Below are 18,924 nucleotides of genomic sequence, written 5' to 3' on the forward strand. Positions count from 1 at the left end.
ATGCTGGACTTCAGCCTCGAAGGCGCCGCCGATCTGTCCGCCAGACTGGCCGCGCTTCCCGACGACCTGCGCGTCGCGCTCGCGGAAAAGATGGACGCGCTGGCGCAAGAGATTTACGCGCAGGTCGTCGGCGTAAACTTGAGCGGCGGCGTGCTGAACACGCGCAGCGGCGTTTTGCGCAATTCCATCCAGTTGCGCCGCGCCGACCAGGACAATGTGGTGTCCGTCGAGATCGCCAGCGATGGCGGCGCGCCGTACGATGCGATCCACGAATATGGCGGCAAGACCTCCGCCCATGAAATCATCCCGGACAAGGCGAAAGTCCTCGCCTTCATGTTCAACGGCAAGCAGACTTTCGCGCGCCGCGTCAACCATCCGGGATCGCAGATCCCTGAGCGCTCCTACCTGCGCAGCGCGCTTGCGGACAAAAGCGCCGATATCCGGCGGGCCATCGCCGACGCTGTCGCCGAGGCCGCGAGCCGAGCAAAGGACGGGTCATGAACGCGCGCGAAACCATCATGGAAGCCCTGTGCGCGCAATTGGCGCAGGCCCGGTTTTCGGCGCCGATCAACGCCAACGACACCTGGGCGATGCTGTCGCGCCGTCTGAGATTGTGGAGCGATGTGTCGGCGGCCGATCAGCCCGCGCTGTTCGTCACCGAGCATGCGGAAAACATCGCCTTCGCCTCGGAGACCCTACCGGGCAAAACCACGCTCAACGTCGATCTGTTTGTCTACATTTCGTCGGGCCAGGACCCGCAAACCATTCCCGCGCGCGATCTCAACATCGCGCTCGATGCGCTGACGGAAGCGCTCGCGCCGCCCCCCGGGTCCGACCGCCAGACCCTCGGCGGCCTCGTCTATCACTGCCGCATCGAGGGCCGCATCGTGAAGGACCCCGGCGACCTCGACGGCCAGGGCCTCGCGCTGGTCCCGCTCAAAATCCTCGCGCCCTGAGCGCCACCACAAGGAGCCATGTTCATGCCAAGCACAACTTCCGTCGCTTTCGGCTCGGGCGTTCTCATCGCCACGCCGTCGGGCGCCAATGCGACGCCGGTGCAGTTCGGCGCGCTCCAGGACGTCACGCTCGATTTCAGCTTTTCGTCGAAACAATTGTTCGGCCAGTACCAATTCCCCATCGCCTTCGCGCGCGGCGAGGGCAAGATCAGCGGCAAGGCGAAATTCGCCAATATCGACGGCCCTCTCTACAATTCCTGCTTTTTCGGCCAGACGCTCGCGGCCGGGCAAAAACTCTGGTCCTATAACGAGGCTGGCGCGGTCGCCTCGTCCTCGCCCTATACCTATGCGACGGCCAACGCCTCCGCCTTCGACGCCGATCTCGGCGTGGTCTATGCGTCGAGCGGCCTCGCCCTCACGCGCGTCGCCACCGCCCCCGCCGTCGGCCAGTACACGCTTGCCGCCGGCGTCTACACTTTCAATTCGGGCGATTCTGGCAAGGCCATTCTGGTTTCCTATTCCTACACCCAGACCGCCGCCGGCTCCGGCACGCGCGCGGTTCTGTCCAATAAGCTGATGGGCGCCGCCCCGACCTTTCAGATTGATTTCTATCAGAGCAACGCCAACGCCACGGCCGGGCAATGGTCGCTGCGCCTCTACAATTGCGTGTCGACCAAACTGACGGTGGCGACGAAAATTCAGGATTTCGGCATTCCCGAGCTCGACTTCGAGGCCTTCGCCAATGCGGCGAACAATCTCGGCGAAATCAACACGGCGATCTGACATGCGCGCTGATCCCAAAATCGATTGCGCCAAGGCGCCGGTCGCCGCCCTGGGCGGCCAGGAATTCTTCATTCCCCCGCTGTCGCTGCGCCAGGCGCGCGTGGTCGTGCCCGGCTTGCTCAAACTGCTGCCGCGTCTCAACGCCATCCAGGCGCGCATCGGCGCCGGCGATCCTCTCGCGGCGGCGGAAATGGAACAGGACGATTTCGACCTGATGATCGATGTCGTTCACGCCGGCCTGTCGCGCGCCCATCCGGATTTCACCCGCGACGATCTGCTCGATCTCGAAGCCGGTTTTGTCGATCTCGCCGGCGCCCTCGCGATCATCGCCAGGCAGACCGGCTTGTTCACGCCAGGCGAGGCCGCCACGCCGGGGGAGTAGGCGAGGGCGCGCCGGACTTCGACCGGATCGTCGCCCATTACTGCCAGATGTCCGGCGAAGCCTGGACGGACGCGCTGGAAGACGAGCTCACGTTTGCGCGCATTTTCGCCCGTAAGGCCTATTGGCGCGAGAATCCGCCGCCCGCCATGCTGCTGGCGATGGTCGCCGCCGGCATGGGCGTCTGGCGCCCAGAAAAGCAGCCGGAGAAAGATTTGAGCGCCCTGCGCGCGCTGTTCCCGTCGGGTCGCTTCTAAAATTTCGGGTGAACCATGGCCGATTCAAATGTTTCGATTTCCTTCGGCGCCGATGTCTCCGGCTTCCTCGGCGGCATTGCGCGCGTCTCGGCCGCCCTCCAGCAATTGCCCTCCGTCGCCAGCACGGCGCAGCAGGAAATCGCCCGCGCCAGTCTGGTCGCGATCAACGGCGAGATTGCCGCGGAGCGCGCCGGGTTCAGCCAGAAGGAGGCGCTCTACCGGGAGCTGACCAAGCTCAAGATCATGAGCGGCGGCGAGCGCGTCGCCGCGACCCAGGCGGCGCTCGACGCCGAATATGCCGCCGAGCGGGCGCTGCTGCAGAAGGAATTGCAGATCGACAATCTGCGTCTGCCGCAGCGCCAGGCGGTGCTCAGCCGCATGCTGCTGCTCGACCAGCAATATGCGGCGAATAGCCAGCGTCTGATGCTGCAATCTGTCCAGCAGACTGTCGCGCCCTGGAGCCACATGATCGACGCCATGTCGTCATCCATGTCTTCGTCGCTCGCCGGCATGATCATGGGGACGAAAAATTTTCAACAGGCGATGCGCGGGGTCACGACGGCTTTGGTCAACCAATTCGTCAGGATGGGCGTCGACATGGTCGCGGACTGGACGAAGAAGCAGCTCGCCATGGCGGTGCTGGCGGTGTCCGTGGAAGGCCAGAAGACGGCGGCGGCCAGCGCCGGCGCCGCCGCGCGCGTCGGCATATCGGCAGGCGAAGCCGCAGCCGGTCAGGCGACGATCTTTTCGTCGGTCTTGCGCAGCATCGTCGCCTCCGCCTCTGAGACCTTTGCTGGCGTGTTCGGCTTCCTGTCGCCGATCATGGGCCCGGCCGCCGCAGGCCCTGCCGCCGCCGCGCAGGGCGCAGTCATGTCGGTCGCCGCTTTCGATATCGGCGCCTGGTCGATCCCGCACGACCAACTCGCCATGGTCCACCAGAACGAGCTCATCATGCCCGCTGCTGAGGCCAGCGCCTTCCGTTCGATGCTCTCCGGCCAGACCGGCGGCGCGGCGGCGCAAGGTGGCCCGAGCAGCGTCCACCTCAACGTCAGCGCGCTCGACGCCAACTCTGTCAGGAACTGGCTTGGCGCCAATTCGCGGCAGATCATGAAGGCGATGGACCAGGCCGTGCGCAACGGCGATCATCTCGGTCTGCGTCGTCTGGCGCGCTGAGCCATGGCGCAAGTTTTTGGCGTTTGCCTGCTCCCGGCCACGGGCGAGTTCACCTATGACACGCTGCCGGCGCAGGGCAAGAAATCCACGGCGAGCGCTTATTCGCCCATCAACGCCTACCTCGTCCCCAATGGGACGAAATCGGATTATTCCTACGCGCTCGACCAGCTCGCGGCGGCGCATCCGGAATGCCAGACGGTGGCTCTGGTCTGCGCCTGGTTCGGCGATTCCACCGACGCTGCGACCTGCAAGATCTATCCCGCGACGAATTACATCGGCGGCGCCTTCCAGATTTGCGTCAACAATGTCTGGTCCGCGTCGAACTGGAACGTGTCCGGCCTGACGCAAACCTCGTCCGGCCTCATTCCGATCTCGACCGACAGCGGCTCCGCGGTCTATGGCGGCACGCCTTCCGATCAAAGCGTCGTGCGCTGTATCCGCGATCTGCGCGCCAGAGGCTATCGCGTCGTCTTCTACCCGTTCATCCTGATGGATGCGCCGGGAAAGCCCTGGCGCGGCCGCATCGGCCTCGCCACGGACCTGAGCGCCACGACAACGCAAGCCATCCAAAAATTCCTCGGCGCGGCGACCGCAACGCAATTCACGCGCGACGCCACGAACCTGACGGTCGCCTATAGCGGCTCGCCGACTGACTTCACCTATCGCCGCTTCATCCTGCACTATGCAAATCTTTGCGCAGTCGCGGGCGGCGTCGATCTCTTCCTGATCGGCTCGGAATTGCGCGGCCTCGAAATCTTGCGCGGGCCGAATTGGACGCCCGCCGGAACCACCGACGCCAACGGTCGCGCCCAATGGGATTATCCATTCGTCGCCGGCCTGACCCAACTCGCGGCCGATGTGCGCGCCATCTTCGACGGCGCGGGTTTGTCGCGCGACACGACCAACCATAAGAACCTGATCGCCTATTCCCCAGACTGGTCGACCTGGAACGGTTGCCAGCACCCTGGCGCCAACGGGCAATGGCCGCATCTCGACCAATTGTTCGCATCCCCAAACATCGATCTGGTCGCCTTCGACAATTACCTGCCGCTGTCCGACTGGACGCTCGGCGATGGCGGCCTCGACTGCCATAACTGGAGCGCGCCCGCGCCAAAAACCTGGCCGCCGGCGCCTGCGGAAATGAACGGCCTCGCTCTGCCCGGCCAACCCACGCTGCGCAACGCCCATTATCTCGCCGCCAATATCGAGGGGGGCGAGGGCTTCAACTGGTTTTATTATAGCAGCGACACGAACGGCGTCGGCCTCGACCCGCTTGGCACCGACCAGCGCTGCACCCGCCCCAGCGGCGATCGCCTCACACAGACGCGTCACGCCTTTGCCGCCAATCAGCAATTGCTGATGCGAAAAGGCCTGCGCTGGTGGTGGAACAACACGCATCACGCCGTCTACGACAACGGCGATGGAACCGGCTGGAGCCCGCATGGACCGGCGACGGCTTGGGTTCCTCAGTCAAAACCAATCGTCTTCGCCGAATACGGCTTTGCCAGCGTGGACCGTTGCACCAACCAGCCCAACGTTTTCTACGATGCGAGATCAAGCGAAAGCGCTACGCCGTTCTGGTCGCTGTGGAGCGGCGCGATCGGCATCGGATGGAAGCCCCTTCGCGATGACGCCCTCGCCGATCTCGCCCTGCAAACCGTTTACGATTACTGGAGCGCGAACAACGCAACGTCCTCGGCGGGCGTCCCGATGCTCCTCACATCGTTCTGCTGCGCCTGGAACTGGGACGCGCGCCCGTTCCCGGCCTTTCCGCTCGACACGGACGTTTGGGGCGACGGCGGCAACTGGGCGACAGGCAATTGGATTGCAGGCAAGGGGCCGTCGTCCGCGCCGCCAACGCCCGACGCTCCGCCCGCGCCGAAAAACGTCGTCGCCTTTCCCATTCTCAGGGGGCAGGGCTGGAACGCGAAATACAGGCCCTATTTCATCACCCGAGTCCACGCGCATACGAGCGGCCGGGAAGTGCGCGCCGCGCGCCGCATCAATCCGCTGTACGACATCGAGCTGACCTTCGATCTGCTGCGCGGTGACGCCGCCAATGCGGAGATGCAGGCGGTCATCGCCTTCATCGCCGCCCACGCTGGCCAAGCAGAGGCCTTCCTGTTCGCTCCGCCCCAAAACCTCGGCCAAGTCGCAAGCGCCACGGTCGGCGTTGGCGACGGGGTCACCAAAACCTTTGTTTTGACCCGGGGCGTCAGCGGCTTCACCGAAACCGTCCAGGCGCTGATCGGTTCGCCGACGGTCTACATCGACGGCGTCGTACAGTCTGCCGGCGCCTACGCCCTGTCGATTCTGCCGGCGACGCTCACCTTTGTCATCCCCCCCGCGCCCGGCGCCGCCGTGACGGCGGATTTCACCGCCGCGCATCTCGCGCGCTTCGTCGATGACGCCTTGGAGCTCGAGCAATTCATGACCGATCTCTGGGAAACAAAGACCCTCAAACTGGAAACGGTGCGCGCGTGAGCCCTCCCATCTTCCCGACCCTCCCCGGCCAGGGCTGGAGCATCAAGAAGACGCCGAGCTTTTCGACCCGCGTCGCCTCGCACGCCTCTGGACGCGAGGTGCGCGCGTCGCTCTATGCTCATGCGCTCTACCAGTTCGAGTTGTCCTTCGACGCCCTGGACTCCAGCGGCGCCAACGCCAGCCTGCAAGCCAAATCGCTGCAAACGCTCATGGGGTTTTGGCTGACCTGCGGCGGCCAGCAGGGAACCTTTCTCTACGTCGACCCGACCGACAATGTGGTCTCCGCCCAGGTCATCGGCACGGGCGACGGCGTGAGCAAGCGCTTCACCTTCGGTCGCTCGATCGGCGGCTATTTCGAGCCGGTGAGCTACGTCACTGCGGTCAGCAGCGTGACAACCGCCGGCGCGGCGACTTCCGCCTACACGCTCACGGCGCCGAACCTGATCGACTTCTCAACGGCCCCTGCGAATGGCGCGCCGATCGCCGCCAGTTTCGCTTACGCCTTCCAGTGCCGGTTCCTCGAAGACCAGGCCGAATTCGAAAACTTCGCCTCCGGTCTCTGGAAGATCGACGGCCTGAAATTCCGTCAGGTGCGCTGAATGAAATCCGCTCCCGCCGCCCTCATCACCTACCTCAACGGCTTGCGCCCGACATCGGACGCCCCGCTGCTCACGGCCGAATGTTTTACAATCTGGCTGTCGACGGGCGCGATCCTGACCTACACCGATCTCGACACCTCCGTTGCGCTGAACGGTTTCACCTATCTCGCCAACTCAGTTCTGATCTCCGGTCTGAAATACAAGGCGAGCTGCGGCGTCAACGTCGACAGCCAGCAGGTGATGATGTTTGCAAGACCGACCGACACGATCGGCGGCATCCCGTTTCTCCAGGCGGTGCAGCAGGGCGTGCTCGATGGCGCCGCGATCCAGCGCGAAAAAGTGTTTTTCAGCGATTGGAGCACGCCGATCGGCTCCGTCATCCTGTTCAAGGGACGCGTTGCCCAGATTGACGCGATCGGCCGCGTCAGCGCCCAGGTCACCGTCGCCTCGGACATGGTGCTGCTGGATATCGACATGCCCCGCAACGTTTACCAGGCCGACTGCCAGCACGTCCTCTACGATGCGCAATGCGGCCTCGCGGCGGGAACCTATTCAACGGCGGGCGCGGTCGGCGCGGGATCGACACAGACCGCCATCATGTGGAGCGCCGCCGCTCCGGAATACCAGCAGGGCACCATCGCCTTCACTTCCGGCGCCAACACGGGCGCCAATTTGACGATCAAGTCCGCCGGTGAAGGCCGTCTGGTCCTATCCTATCCGCTGCCCTATCCGCCGGCGACAGGCGACGCCTTCGTCGCCACTTACGGCTGCGACCGCACCATGGGCACATGCAAGGATCGCTTCAACAATCTTTGCAAGTTCAGAGGGTTTCCGTTCGTGCCGCCGCCGCAGATCGTCACGGGACCGCTGTCGTCGGTCACCAGCGGCAGCGCCAAGGGCGGAAAGTAACGGCGGAAGGAGGACGCTCATGCCCCAAGCCCATGAGCGCCAAAGCGTTGTCGCCGAGGCGCGCAAATGGCTGCTCACGCCCTATCGCCACGCCGCCGATATTCGCGGCGTCGGCGTCGATTGCGGCATGTTCATCGTGCGCGTGTTCGTGGATCTCGGCCTCACCCCGCCCTTCGATCCGCGTCCTTACGCGCCCGACTGGATGATCCATCGTAACGAAGAGAAATACCTCGAATTCTTCAATCGCCGTTGCAGGCGCGTTCAAGAACCGCGGCCCGGCGACATCGTCCTGTTCCGCTATGGCCGCAGCTATTCGCACGGCGGCATCGTGAGCGAGGCCGACCCGCTCGCGATCATCCACGCCTATCACGACGCTGGCTGCGTCGTCGAGGAAAGGCTGTCGCAAAATCCCGCCCTGACCGATCCCCGGCGCAAGCTCGCCTGGTTCTCGATCTGGCCCCAACCGGAGTTCTAGCCGATGGGCTTTCTCGGCGCCGGAAACGTCAACACCCAGATCACCAAATATTCTGGCCTCCAGGTCCAGACGACGTCGAGCTGCGTGCCCGTGCCCATCGTCTACGGCGCCAATGTGCTCGCGCCCAATTGCTTCTGGTACGAGAACTTCAGGGCTTTCGCGCAAAGCGCAGGCCGCAAGGGTGGGAAAGGCGGAGCGAAGGGATATAATTACGCCTGCTCCATCATGATGGGCATTTGCGAGGGGCCGATCGCCGGCATAGGCCAGGTCTGGCAAACCTCCAGCACGACAACCAGTCTGATCTCGCTCGGACTCAGTCTGTTCAAGGGCGTCTCTCCCCAGGCCGTCTGGTCGTATCTTGCTACCGCCTTTCCGAGCCAGGCCCTGACCTATCCCGGCGTCGCTTATGTCGCCAGCGCCAACTACAATCTCGGCGCTTCCGCGAGCATCGGCGACAACAATTTCGAGGTGCACGGCGTTCTCTACGGCTCCGGCGTCAACGGCGTTGACGCGGATCCGGCGCAGGTCATTTCCGATTTCCTCACCAATCCGCAATATGGCGTAGGCTTCCCCGCCGCTTCCATCGACGCGACTTCGCTTTACGCGAATGCGGGCGACAGCTCCTTCCAGACCTATTGCTGGGCCAATTATCTCGCCATTAGTCCGGTCCTCAACATGCCGGAGACCGCATCGTCCATCCTGACGCGCTGGCTCAAGCTGACCAATGCGACGGCGGTGTGGTCTGGCGGCTTGCTGAAGATCATCCCATACGGCGATAGCCCCGTGACCGGCGGCTCCGCGACGTCGCAAAAAACCTGGACGCCGAACCTCGTTCCCATCTACGACTTGGGCGACGAGGACTTCCTCAACGTCGAGGGCGAGGATCCCGTCAAAATCACGCGCTCCGACCCTTACGCTACATACAACCAGCAAGCCATTGAAATTCAGGCTCGCTCGGATTCCTACAACACGGGCCCCATCGTCGCTTTCGACCAGGGCGCCATCAACCGCTACGGTCGACGCATCGGCTCGACCGTCGCCGCTCACGAAATTTGCGACGCGGTAACGGCGCAGACCTCGGCGCAACTGATTCTCCAGCGCGGACTCTACATTCGCAACACATTCAGCTTCAAACTGTCCATGGAGTTCTGCCTCCTCGAACCCATGGACCTCGTCACACTGACCGACGCGGCTTTGGGGTTGAATGCAACCGTGGTGCGGATTGTCGAGATCGAAGAGGATTCCGAAGGCGCGCTCACGATCACCGCGGAGGAATTCCCGCAAGGCGTGGCCACGGCCACGCGCTATCCGACCCAAGTTCGAACCAATGGCGCGCCCGACGCCAATGCGGCCGCGCCGCCCATCAACACGCCGCTCATTATCGAACCGCCGCCATCTCTCACCGGCGGCGTCGTGCAGGTATGGATTGGCGCCAGCGGCCGGAATGGCGATCCGAACTGGGGTGGATGTTACGTGTGGGCGTCGCTCGACGGCGCCTCGTACACCCGCGTCGCCACTGTTTCTTCTCCGGCGTCGCAGGGCGTTCTCCTCGCCAGCCTGCCGGCCTATGGCGGCGCAAATCCCGATGCCGCCAATTTGCTCAACGTCGATCTGTCGCAAAGCGTCGGCGTTTTGGACTCAGTTTCCGCGACGGCTGCGGCGGCAGGGGTCACGCTTTGCTACGTCGATAGCGAATACCTCAGTTTCGCCACAGCGACGCTCACGGGGCCGGATCAGTTCCGCCTCTCGCAGCTCTATCGCGGTCTCGCGACTCTTCCGGCCGGCGCGCACGCCGCGGGCTCAGCCTTTTGCGCCCTGGATTCGGCGATCCTTCGCTATGACCTCTCGCCTTCGCAGATCGGCCAAACCATTTACCTGAAGTTTCAAAGCTACAACATCTTCGGCGGCGGCCTTCAGGACCTGGCCACCTGTGTCGCCTACAGCCACAAGATCACGGGCGTCGGCGCCATCGGGCCCGTCACGGCCAGCCTGTCGGTCGGCGCGCCTCTGGACTTCGGACTGGTCGTCCAGCCTATCGCAGAGACGGACGACTTCGGCGACTTGTCCTCGCAGGTCAACGCGCTGATCGATCTCGGAACGCTTTCCAACTGAGTCAGGGAAACCAGATGTCCGTTCAATTGAAGCGCCGCCGCGACACGGCGGCGAATGTCGCCGCTTTCACCGGCGCGCAGGGCGAACTGATTGTCGATACCACCAACAATCGCCTGACGGTCCACGATGGCGTGACCCCTGGCGGCTGGCCGTTGGCGAAATTGTCTGACGTCGGCGCGGGGACCTTGACGACTCGCTCGACGGTCGCCGACGCGAATTACGTCATTGTCACCACGGATCGGATGATCGGCATCTCCGCGCTTTCAGCGTCGCGCACCCTGACGCTGCCATCTGCGGCGAGTTTTCCGATTGGCGTCACCCTCGGCGTGTTCGACGAAAGCGGCGCGGCCTCGTCGACGATCACGGCGACCATCGCAGCCAGCGGCTCCGACAAGATCGACGGCGCTACGTCTGTCGCCATCAATTCGCCTTACGGGTTCGTCCAGCTGCAGAGCGACGGATCGGCGAAATGGACGCTTGTTTCGCGCGCGGCGTCAAGTCTTCCGGCGGTTGGCGTCGGGACCCCGGCCGATGCGAGCAACCCTCTGTCCGTCTACGGCGCCTCCGCACTGTTCAACGGGACAAGCTTCAATTTCACGATCAACAAGTCTGCCCCGACCAACACGGCTTCCATTCTCTTCCAGGATGCATTCTCGGGGCGCGCGCAAATCGGCCTCGCCGGCGACGACAACCTGCATGTTAAAGTTTCGGCGAACGGGTCGACTTGGACGGAAGCCTTCGTCGTCAACGCCGCCACCGGTCAGCCGAGCTTCCCGCAGGGCATAGCCGCCGGCGCCCCTGCCGGTTTTCGCAATCGCCTGCGCAACGCCAGTTTCGCCATCAACCAGCGCGCCGTCTCGGGGACCGTGACCCTCGCCGCCGGAGCCTATGGCCATGACGGAGTCAAGGCGGGCGCAAGCGGCGTCACTTACATCTTCGCTGCGAGTGGCGTCGATACGTCGATCACCGTAACGTCAGGCTCGCTTATCCTGCCTATCGAGCCGACGCTGATCGAAGGCGGCGCCTACATGCTGTCCCACGCGGGGACCGCCCAGGCCCGCGTCTGGCAAGGCACGGGAAACACGGGGACGGGGAATTACGCCAGCGCGCCGTTCGCCGCGACGGGCCTGACGGCGGCAAGCCAGACCAACGTCGAGTTTTCGAATGGAACGATCTTGCGACCGCAATTCGAGCCGGGAAGCGTCGCTACGGCGTTTGAGCGCCGGCCGCCCAGCGTCGAACTCGCGATCTGCCAGCGCTATTTCCAGACGAGCTATGGGCCTGGGGTGGCGCCAGGGACAGCCAACGCGATCACGCCCTACGCTCACTGTATGGACGCAACGCAGTCATACGGTACCGTGAACGTCGCGCTGCCTGTATCCATGAGGTCTATTCCAAGCATAACAATATACAGCCCGCATTCCGGGTATATTGGGTACGTTTATAATGGCAATTCTGGGGTCGATGTTGTCGCATTTGCAGGATCGGTGACGCAGAATGGTTTGATGATCACAGTGAATGGGGTGTCTGTTCCGACCTCAAATTCGTTGTATGCGTCGTTTATAGCCAGCGCGGAGCTTTGATCCATGTTTATGTACACGCTCACCAGCGCCGCGCTCGCCGCCGACGCGCAATCCATTCTCAGGTCGGACGGGGCCTATATACCGCCCGATCCGGCGAACTCTGATTTCGCCGCGTATCTTGCGTGGCTCGCCGTCGGCAATGCGCCCACCCCATATGCGCCGCCCCCGCCACCCGTTCCTTCGCAGGTGACGCGAAAGCAATTCTTTCAAGCTGCAGCTCAAACACAGATCATCACGCAGGATGAAGCGCTCGCCGTGCTGGCGACCGGAACCGTTCCCACGCGTCTTGGCGCCGCGATAGCCACACTTCCAGTCCCGGAACAGTTCGCGGCGAAGATGGCGATCCTCGGTGATCCCGTTTTCTATCGCACCGACGCCAAGCTGAGCGCGCTCGGCACGGCAATCGGCAAGTCGAGCGCCGATATCGACGACTTGTTCACGTTGGCCGCCACGCTCTGAACGACAACGCGGCGCGGCAAAATATTCGGAGCCTCTCATGGAATGGAAAAACCCGGACGGGTCAGTCACCCGCGGCATTGTCATCGAAGACGGCGCCGGCAACAAGGTCACGAATTTTAGCGGTGGAGGCGGTGGCGGCTCCAACGCGAGCGTGGGAGCCGCCGGCTCAGCCGCGCCGACCAGCGCCACCGAGATCGGCTTCGTCAATGCCCTCGGCAACCTCGCCGCGGTCGCCTCCGCGAACCCTTTGCCCGTCACTTTTAGCGCCGGCGTGACCACCACCGACAGTGGCGCGGCGATCACCGGCGCCGTCATGCCGACGGGCGGTTCTGGCCTCACGGGATGGCTCTCCGCCATTTGGTCGAAACTGTCGGGGACGCTGAGCGTCAGCGGCGCCGTTTCAGTTTCGAATCTCCCGTCCTCTCAGACGGTCGCCTGGTCAGGTCAAAGCGTCTCGCTGAGCGGAACGCTGCCGGCTTTCGCGACGACGCCAACTTTCAACATCGCCAATGCGATTCCCGCCGGCGCCAATGTCATCGGCTCGGTCAATCTCGCGCTTGGCGGCGCCGCGATCTCCTCGACCAATCCGGTCGCGACCACTGAAACCTACGCAAATCTCGCTACAGGCCAGATCAGCATTGCGAGTTCGGCGACGCAGATCGTTCCCGCGCGCGCCGGCCGCAAGGAAGTCACCATCGCCAATCACGGGACGACCGCCGTCTACATCGGCGGCGCCGCGGTCACGGCCGCAACCGGCCTGTTCCTTGCGGGTGTGCAGGGCCAGGGCATCACCATCACCGGCGGCGGCGCCGTCTATGCGATCACCGCTTCGGGCTCCCAGACCGTTTCATTTCTTGAGGTCTACTAATGCGCCTTGTTCGATTTTCGCTCACAGCCCTGATGCTGACGTCAGCGCAAGTCGCGGGGGCGGGGCAGGAGAACAAGCCGGCGCTTTTCGCCGCCCAGCGCCTCTACAATGCCGGCGGCGCGACCATCCTCGGAAGCGGAGCGCATTTCGCAGGACCTGGCCGGCGCTATATCCAGCCGGCTTTGGTGAACAATTACGCGGTCGCCTTCGGCGATTCCCGCACCGCGAATTCGACCATTTTTCCGCCCTGGAATGCCGCCGCCGCTACCTTCACCGCGTCCACCGACTACTCGAACGGTCATGCGGGCTGGCTCTTCCCCCTCTCCGGCAACAGGTATCTGGCCGAGATCGGTTGGAACTATGGCGTCGGCGCGCAAACCACCGCCGGCATAGCCGGGCGCTTGAATGCGACGACCCAATATTGCAGCGACGCCTCGACCATCGGCTACGCCTGCTTCAACGGCGCGAATGCGACGCTGACCGCGGCGATCACCCCGAATACGAGTTCTCCGCTTACGATCGCTCTCTCGGGCCTTTCCGGCGTCCCAGCGGCCGGCGACTACATCACCATCGCCAATGCGACCAATTACGGCTGTCAGATCACCGATTACAACAGCGCGACTCCGAGCGTCACCGTGCCGGCGAACTGCATCACCGCCTCCACGACTGCGGGTTCCTCAGTCGCGCTCGCCCATCCCGCGGCGGTCTCGGCGTTTACCACCTTCGCGCCGTTCAACGCCACCAGCTCCGCCGGCGCGACCATCACCGACCTCGACACCAACAAAGCCAATGGCGGCGCCTATTTCGGCGGCGCCTATTCCATCGTGACAGATCCCGCGCAAACCATTTTCCTCCTCGCCGGCACCAATGATGGCAATAGAGGCGCGGTCAACGCCATTTCCGCTCTTCAGGCGATCTTCGACGCCTTCGGCCCGACGGCGGCCAACAAAATCGTCATCGTCGGCGACGAGGTTCCGCGCGGTCTCGCCGAAGGCTTTTCGAACGCCAACAAGAGCGCGCTGGGCGCGCCCGAAGTTTGGACCATTCCTTCCGCGTCGCCTTACACGGTGGAGGTTTACAACTCCGCGAATTACTGGGACACCCAACAGGTGTTTTACGCGCCCTGCGGCGCCACGACGACGGGAACGCCGGCCAACACCTATTCGTGCGGCACGGGAGCCTCCGGCGTAACGTTCAGCCCGGGCGCCAACGACGGCGTCGCTCTGACGCCTGTCGCCTCCGCGCCCACACAAGGGCAATATGCCGTCAGCAACGGCGTCTACACTTTTAACAGCGCCGACGCCGGCAAGAAGATCGCCGTCTACTACAGGTGGAAATCGAACAACGCGCCTGCGGGGTCCACCTATCTGACAACGATCCACAATTGGTTGAACGCCACCTCGTGCGGCTCATGGACCGATCCGACTTCGGGGACGACCTATCCCGGCTTGTCCGGCGCGCAATGCCCGGGACTCTACCCCTGGGTCCACGTCGCCCCGACCTGGAGCGCGCATCTGGACCCGGCGGCGGTCGCCTCCGGAGGCTATTATTTCAACCTGCCCTACACGTCGGTGGACGGCCTCCATCCAACCCCGTACGGCGGCGCCCTGCTTGCCAACGCCATGTTGCAGGCGGCGAGCCAGACATCGGCGATTCCGACCAGCCAACCGTTCACGCCCGCCGCCGCGCAAAACTATTTCTTCTACGCCACAAGCGTCACTTCGACGTCGGCGCAGGCATCGACATGTTCCGCCACGACCAAGAATTACTATCTTTCCAACGTTTATGTCGGCGGCACGGCTCTGACCGCGATCCCGCAGGCGACCGCGCAAAACATCTTCAAGACGGGATCGAAACTTTACTTCTCCAACACGCTGCAGTCGCCGTTGAACGGAGCGACGGTCGCTTGCGTGGATGCTGCGAACGGCCTGGTGCAAATGGCTTCCGCCAACAGCGCTTCGAACATGTCCGGTTCGCTCTACAATTGGGGTTTCGTGCAAAACGACAACACAAGCCCCGCCTCGTTCATCGGCGACAGCATCACCGGTCCCAACGTCTACGCGCTTCAAACGAATACCGCCTCGCCGCTCGCCAATACTGGGACCCCATCCGGCTCTGGTATCGGCGCGACCGTCCTCAAGGGCGTTCCTTACGGCTGGACACTCGCCACTGACTCCGGATCGACGGCGGCGCTTTCCCAGGGCGTCCTCGGGCTGTCCTATGGTGTGGAGCAAAATCCATTCGGCGACGGTAATGATGATTTTGTTCTTCAGCTGCAAGGATACGCTGGCTCCGGCGCGCCGCAGGTCACCTTGTCCCAGATTATCCAGGCTCCAATCGCCACGTCCTTCACCGCCGGCCAATCCCATCGCGCCATTTGCCGGGTCAAGATCTCGGCTGGCGCCAACGGCCACCTCTACGGCGTGAAAGGCGTCGCGCTGCAATATTACGACCAGGTGACAGGCGGAACCTTCACGCCGCCGGGTCTGGCGTCGAACACCTATACCACCTGGGCGGCCCGCCATGGCGCGAGCGCAGTGGAATTCAACGACGCCAACATTGCTGCAGGGGCTCCGGGCGTCACGAGCACGAGTCTTGGCAATGTCCTGACGCTCGACGAATTGACCCCAATCGCCTCGGTGCAGGGAGCGGGGACTTTCAGCGCCCAACTCGCCTTCTACGTCACCTTCGCCGCAGGCGATCCTGTGTCCGCAACAATCCGGCTGCAATCATGCCGCGCCATGCAGGTGTCGCAATGACCACGACCTACAATCTTCGCGCGTCCACCAACGCCACGTTCCGGTGGACCCGCGACTTCTCGGCCCTGGCGCGTGTCTATGGCGTCGCTGGCTCCACCCTCCGCATGCAGGCGCGGCTGACAGCGTTTGCGGCCGATCCGCCCGTCTACGAATGGTGTTCGGCCAACATCTCCGGCGGCATGGCGCGGTTCGATGCTGCGACCGGCCTCTGCGTGTTCTCCGCGCCGGCCTCGGATATGGCGCAGATGCCCCCTCGTCTCGTCTATGACTGTCGGCTGGAATTGACGAGCGGCGCCATCGTGCCGCTGTTCACTGGACGCCTCGCCTTCTCTCAGGGCGTCACGCGGTTCGCCTCCGACCTCGCCGCGACGGGACAGGTGCCGCTTGGCGATACGGTCGCTGTCGACGGCGAGACATCGGAGACGCCGACGGTCTTGCCGGTCGCGATGACGGCGGCTGTCTCTGCTATTCAGTCGTCCGTCCAGGCGGCCGCCGCCAGCGCCGCCGGGGCGGCGGACCGCGCTGCGGCTGCGGCCCAGAGCGCCGCAGCCGCCGCTCAGAGCGCGGCCGCCGCCGCCCAAAGCGGGGAAGCCGCCGCTGCCACAAGCGTCACGCCCACCGCCTTGACCGCGTGTTTCGCCGCGCTTTCTCCCTCTCAGACGGCGGCTCTGGCGCAATTGCTCATCGCCGCCCTGCCCGATATGTCTTCCGGCTCCGTTCCTGTCGTGGGCGGGCAGGCCTTCGTTGACGCCTCAGGCTTTCTCGTTAGAGCAGTATGACCATGATCATCAGATTCATCGTTGCGTCGATTTTCGTTTCCACGGCCGCTTTCGCCGCTGGCATGGGATCGAACCGCGTGCTTGGCGTCTCAGAAGGCGGGACCGGGACGCCGAGCGGCCCCGCCGCTGTCCCCTTCATAGCTCCTGGCGGGGTCAGTTCGGCGTCCGCATTGTCGCGCGCCGGTCACCATCTCAACGTGATCGACGACTTCGGCGCCAAGGGTGACGGGCAATGGCCTTATTTGGCCGTGACCTGCCAAGCTGGAAGCGCCACGATCAGCTTCGCCTCGGCGACCTGGTCGAGCAAGACCTATACTCCCGTTTTCTCTGGGGCTGATGTCGGCAAGATCATCGCGGTTCCCGGCTGTGGCGGGACTTGGCTCGCTTATGGACCGGTGACGGTTTCCTCAGCAGGGTCGAGCTATGTCTATGGCGCAATCATCACGCTGAACGGCGGGACGGGCCCCGAGCCGATCAAGGTCATGGTGACGGCCACGACAGCGAGCGACGGCGTCAGCGCGGGAGGCGTCGCCTCCGCTGTGCTTTACAACCCCGGAATTTTCACCACGACCCCATCAGGCGTTTTGTCTCAGGCTTCCACGAACGGGACCGGGACCGGCGCGACGTTTGCAGCGCCGAACTTCACCTCTGTATTGTCCGCGACCATCAAGGCGGTCAATTCCGCATCCAGCGTCACGTTGTCGACCAGTGCGGCGGCGTCGCAAACCGGCGTGGCGCAATTTGTCACCTACGGCCACGACGATCAGCCAGCGTTCGCGTCCGCGCTTTCGGCGATGATCGTGAACCCCACGCGCGGTTCGCGGCTTTACGTTCCGACGCCTCCAGGGCAGGGCTATTTGTTCGGTTCGCAGCTTTCGCTTATCGGCGCGAGCGCAACGCCCTACGATTACGAAAACGCCGTCACCATTGAGGGGGACGGGCGCGCATCCACGATCCGCGCGGCCGCCGTGATGGACAGCGTCATCCAAAAGGATGCGGTCTGGAGCCGCGGCTATCGCGTGGCCGGTTTGCAAATCGACGCCGCCGCCATGGCGATTCACGGCGTCAGTATTTTGAATGGCCAGAACAATTACATCGACCATAACTGGATCACGAACGCGGCGCCGGGTGGGTCGAATGTGTTGCTGGCCCAAGGAGGGACGGGCGCTGGGACGGACACCGTCAGCGACAACTATATTCTGAACGATTCCGCCGTGATCCCCGACCTCGCGCACATGCCCACCTTCGCGCTAGATGTTGAAAGTCCTGACAATAACATCATGTTCAATTTCATGGTGAATGGTTCTTATTGTCAAGTGTACGACGGAGGCTCAAACAATCATTTTGTCACAAATCACGGATACGCAATTCCTTCTGCATTTTACGCTCCCTATAATATGTGCGCGCGTGGCGCATCAACCTGGGTGGGAAACACGTCGGGCGGCGGAACGACCGTCGCCGGCTATTACGTCACCGGCTATGCCTCGCATCTGACGGGCAACCATGCGCAAGGCGATCCCATCGGCTATCTCGTCGCCAGCGGCGTGCAGGACGCGCATCTGGTTGGCAATTGGGCGGACGAGGGCAGCGTTCCGATCGCTGTGCAGCAAAACGGAGCGCCTGGCGTGAACACGGTGGTGGCGGCAAATACCGGGCTCCAACCCGTCTACCAGAACTACAATGGTGGGTTTTATTCTGGGATTGGTCAGCATGTGAAGGGAGGCGCCAGCGGCCCTCTGGGCTGGCTTGGTTCCTACGGCTACGTCAACGGGCAGGGGAATTTCGCGTTGGGGTCTGGCATCGACGACCATTATCGCAAAGGGTGCTTTATTCGCTCGTCGGTCGGAACGAATGGATGGAACGGCGATAGCCAGGTTGTCGATTGCGTCATGTACGGGTCGGGAACAAGCGCCGCCAACATCACCTCGACCGGTAACATGCCTCCCGGCGGCGTAAATGAGATATTCGTACCGATCAATATCCCCTTTTCGGAAGATGTCACGGTCAAGCTGCACGCCTATTGCTCGACACAGGATTATGGATACTGGACCGTCAATTTCGGATTGATCGCCAACAAGAGTGCGGCGGGCGTCCAGTTCGAAGGGGCCAGCGGTCCAACGACCACGCCACCGACCTTCACCTCGGTCCGCAAGTCCACGGGCGCCGCTTCATGGACGCCCTCGGTCGTTCTCGATACGACCAATGGCGGGGCCTACCTGACCGGGACCGGAACCTGCACGGGCGGCAAGACGATTTATTGGGTCGCCGATGTGCATATCGTCGAAACCGGCGCCGGCGCGAACTGATGAGCGGGCGCTAGCGAGTTCGACGCTCTTTGGGATGAGCCCC

The 18,924-nt window shown here is 63.4% G+C and carries 17 protein-coding genes; all 17 read left to right on the forward strand.

Annotated features, from left to right (window positions below):
• The 17 genes from M2320_RS05635 to M2320_RS05715 are packed head-to-tail and all read left to right on the forward strand — an operon-like array spanning position 1 to position 18,881.
• Positions 1–501, forward strand: a complete 501-nt coding sequence (locus M2320_RS05635; protein ID WP_264596438.1) for a hypothetical protein — start codon at positions 1–3, stop codon at positions 499–501.
• On the forward strand, positions 498–956 hold the full coding sequence (locus tag M2320_RS05640; RefSeq protein WP_264596439.1) for a hypothetical protein: 459 nt from the start codon (positions 498–500) through the stop codon (positions 954–956). The genes M2320_RS05635 and M2320_RS05640 overlap by 4 nt, the downstream gene beginning before the upstream one ends.
• Before the next feature lie 24 nt (positions 957–980).
• Positions 981–1,739, forward strand: a complete 759-nt coding sequence (locus tag M2320_RS05645) for a hypothetical protein (protein WP_264596440.1) — start codon at positions 981–983, stop codon at positions 1,737–1,739.
• A 1-nt stretch (position 1,740) separates the two neighbouring features.
• Positions 1,741–2,121, forward strand: a complete 381-nt coding sequence (locus tag M2320_RS05650) for a hypothetical protein (protein ID WP_264596441.1) — start codon at positions 1,741–1,743, stop codon at positions 2,119–2,121.
• A gap of 47 nt (positions 2,122–2,168) precedes the next feature.
• On the forward strand, positions 2,169–2,375 hold the full coding sequence (locus M2320_RS05655) for a hypothetical protein (protein ID WP_184428457.1): 207 nt from the start codon (positions 2,169–2,171) through the stop codon (positions 2,373–2,375).
• A 15-nt stretch (positions 2,376–2,390) separates the two neighbouring features.
• On the forward strand, positions 2,391–3,548 hold the full coding sequence (locus tag M2320_RS05660; protein ID WP_264596442.1) for a hypothetical protein: 1,158 nt from the start codon (positions 2,391–2,393) through the stop codon (positions 3,546–3,548).
• A gap of 3 nt (positions 3,549–3,551) precedes the next feature.
• Positions 3,552–6,032: a baseplate megatron protein TIM-barrel domain-containing protein gene (locus tag M2320_RS05665; protein WP_264596443.1), complete on the forward strand. Its 2,481-nt coding sequence runs from the start codon at positions 3,552–3,554 to the stop codon at positions 6,030–6,032.
• Entirely contained in the window at positions 6,029–6,631 is a 603-nt protein-coding gene (locus tag M2320_RS05670; RefSeq protein WP_264596444.1) for a DUF2460 domain-containing protein, read from the forward strand. The genes M2320_RS05665 and M2320_RS05670 overlap by 4 nt, the downstream gene beginning before the upstream one ends.
• Entirely contained in the window at positions 6,632–7,540 is a 909-nt protein-coding gene (locus M2320_RS05675) for a DUF2163 domain-containing protein (RefSeq protein ID WP_264596445.1), read from the forward strand.
• Between the two features lie 19 nt (positions 7,541–7,559).
• Positions 7,560–8,015: an NlpC/P60 family protein gene (locus M2320_RS05680; RefSeq protein ID WP_264596446.1), complete on the forward strand. Its 456-nt coding sequence runs from the start codon at positions 7,560–7,562 to the stop codon at positions 8,013–8,015.
• 3 nt (positions 8,016–8,018) lie between these two features.
• Positions 8,019–10,127 carry a phage tail protein gene (locus M2320_RS05685; RefSeq protein ID WP_264596447.1) on the forward strand — a complete coding sequence of 703 codons (2,109 nt, stop codon included), beginning with the start codon at positions 8,019–8,021 and terminating at the stop codon, positions 10,125–10,127.
• 14 nt (positions 10,128–10,141) lie between these two features.
• Positions 10,142–11,710, forward strand: coding sequence for a hypothetical protein (locus M2320_RS05690; RefSeq protein WP_264596448.1), 1,569 nt, complete (start codon positions 10,142–10,144; stop codon positions 11,708–11,710).
• Between the two features lie 9 nt (positions 11,711–11,719).
• Positions 11,720–12,169, forward strand: a complete 450-nt coding sequence (locus M2320_RS05695) for a hypothetical protein (protein WP_264596449.1) — start codon at positions 11,720–11,722, stop codon at positions 12,167–12,169.
• A gap of 37 nt (positions 12,170–12,206) precedes the next feature.
• A complete protein-coding gene (locus M2320_RS05700) occupies positions 12,207–13,037 on the forward strand; it encodes a hypothetical protein (RefSeq protein WP_264596450.1) in 831 nt (276 codons plus the stop codon).
• Complete coding sequence (locus M2320_RS05705; RefSeq protein WP_264596451.1) at positions 13,037–15,796, forward strand: hypothetical protein; 2,760 nt, start codon at positions 13,037–13,039, stop codon at positions 15,794–15,796. Before M2320_RS05700 ends, M2320_RS05705 begins: the two co-directional genes overlap by 1 nt.
• The gene (locus tag M2320_RS05710; protein WP_264596452.1) at positions 15,793–16,575 is read left to right on the forward strand and encodes a hypothetical protein; all 783 of its coding nucleotides are present in this window, start codon (positions 15,793–15,795) and stop codon (positions 16,573–16,575) included. The genes M2320_RS05705 and M2320_RS05710 overlap by 4 nt, the downstream gene beginning before the upstream one ends.
• Entirely contained in the window at positions 16,572–18,881 is a 2,310-nt protein-coding gene (locus tag M2320_RS05715) for a hypothetical protein (protein WP_264596453.1), read from the forward strand. Before M2320_RS05710 ends, M2320_RS05715 begins: the two co-directional genes overlap by 4 nt.
• Positions 18,882–18,924: the final 43 nt, after the last annotated feature.

Origin of the sequence: Rhodoblastus acidophilus (assembly GCF_025961575.1) — a bacterium.
Taxonomy (GTDB): domain Bacteria; phylum Pseudomonadota; class Alphaproteobacteria; order Rhizobiales; family Beijerinckiaceae; genus Rhodoblastus; species Rhodoblastus acidophilus_C.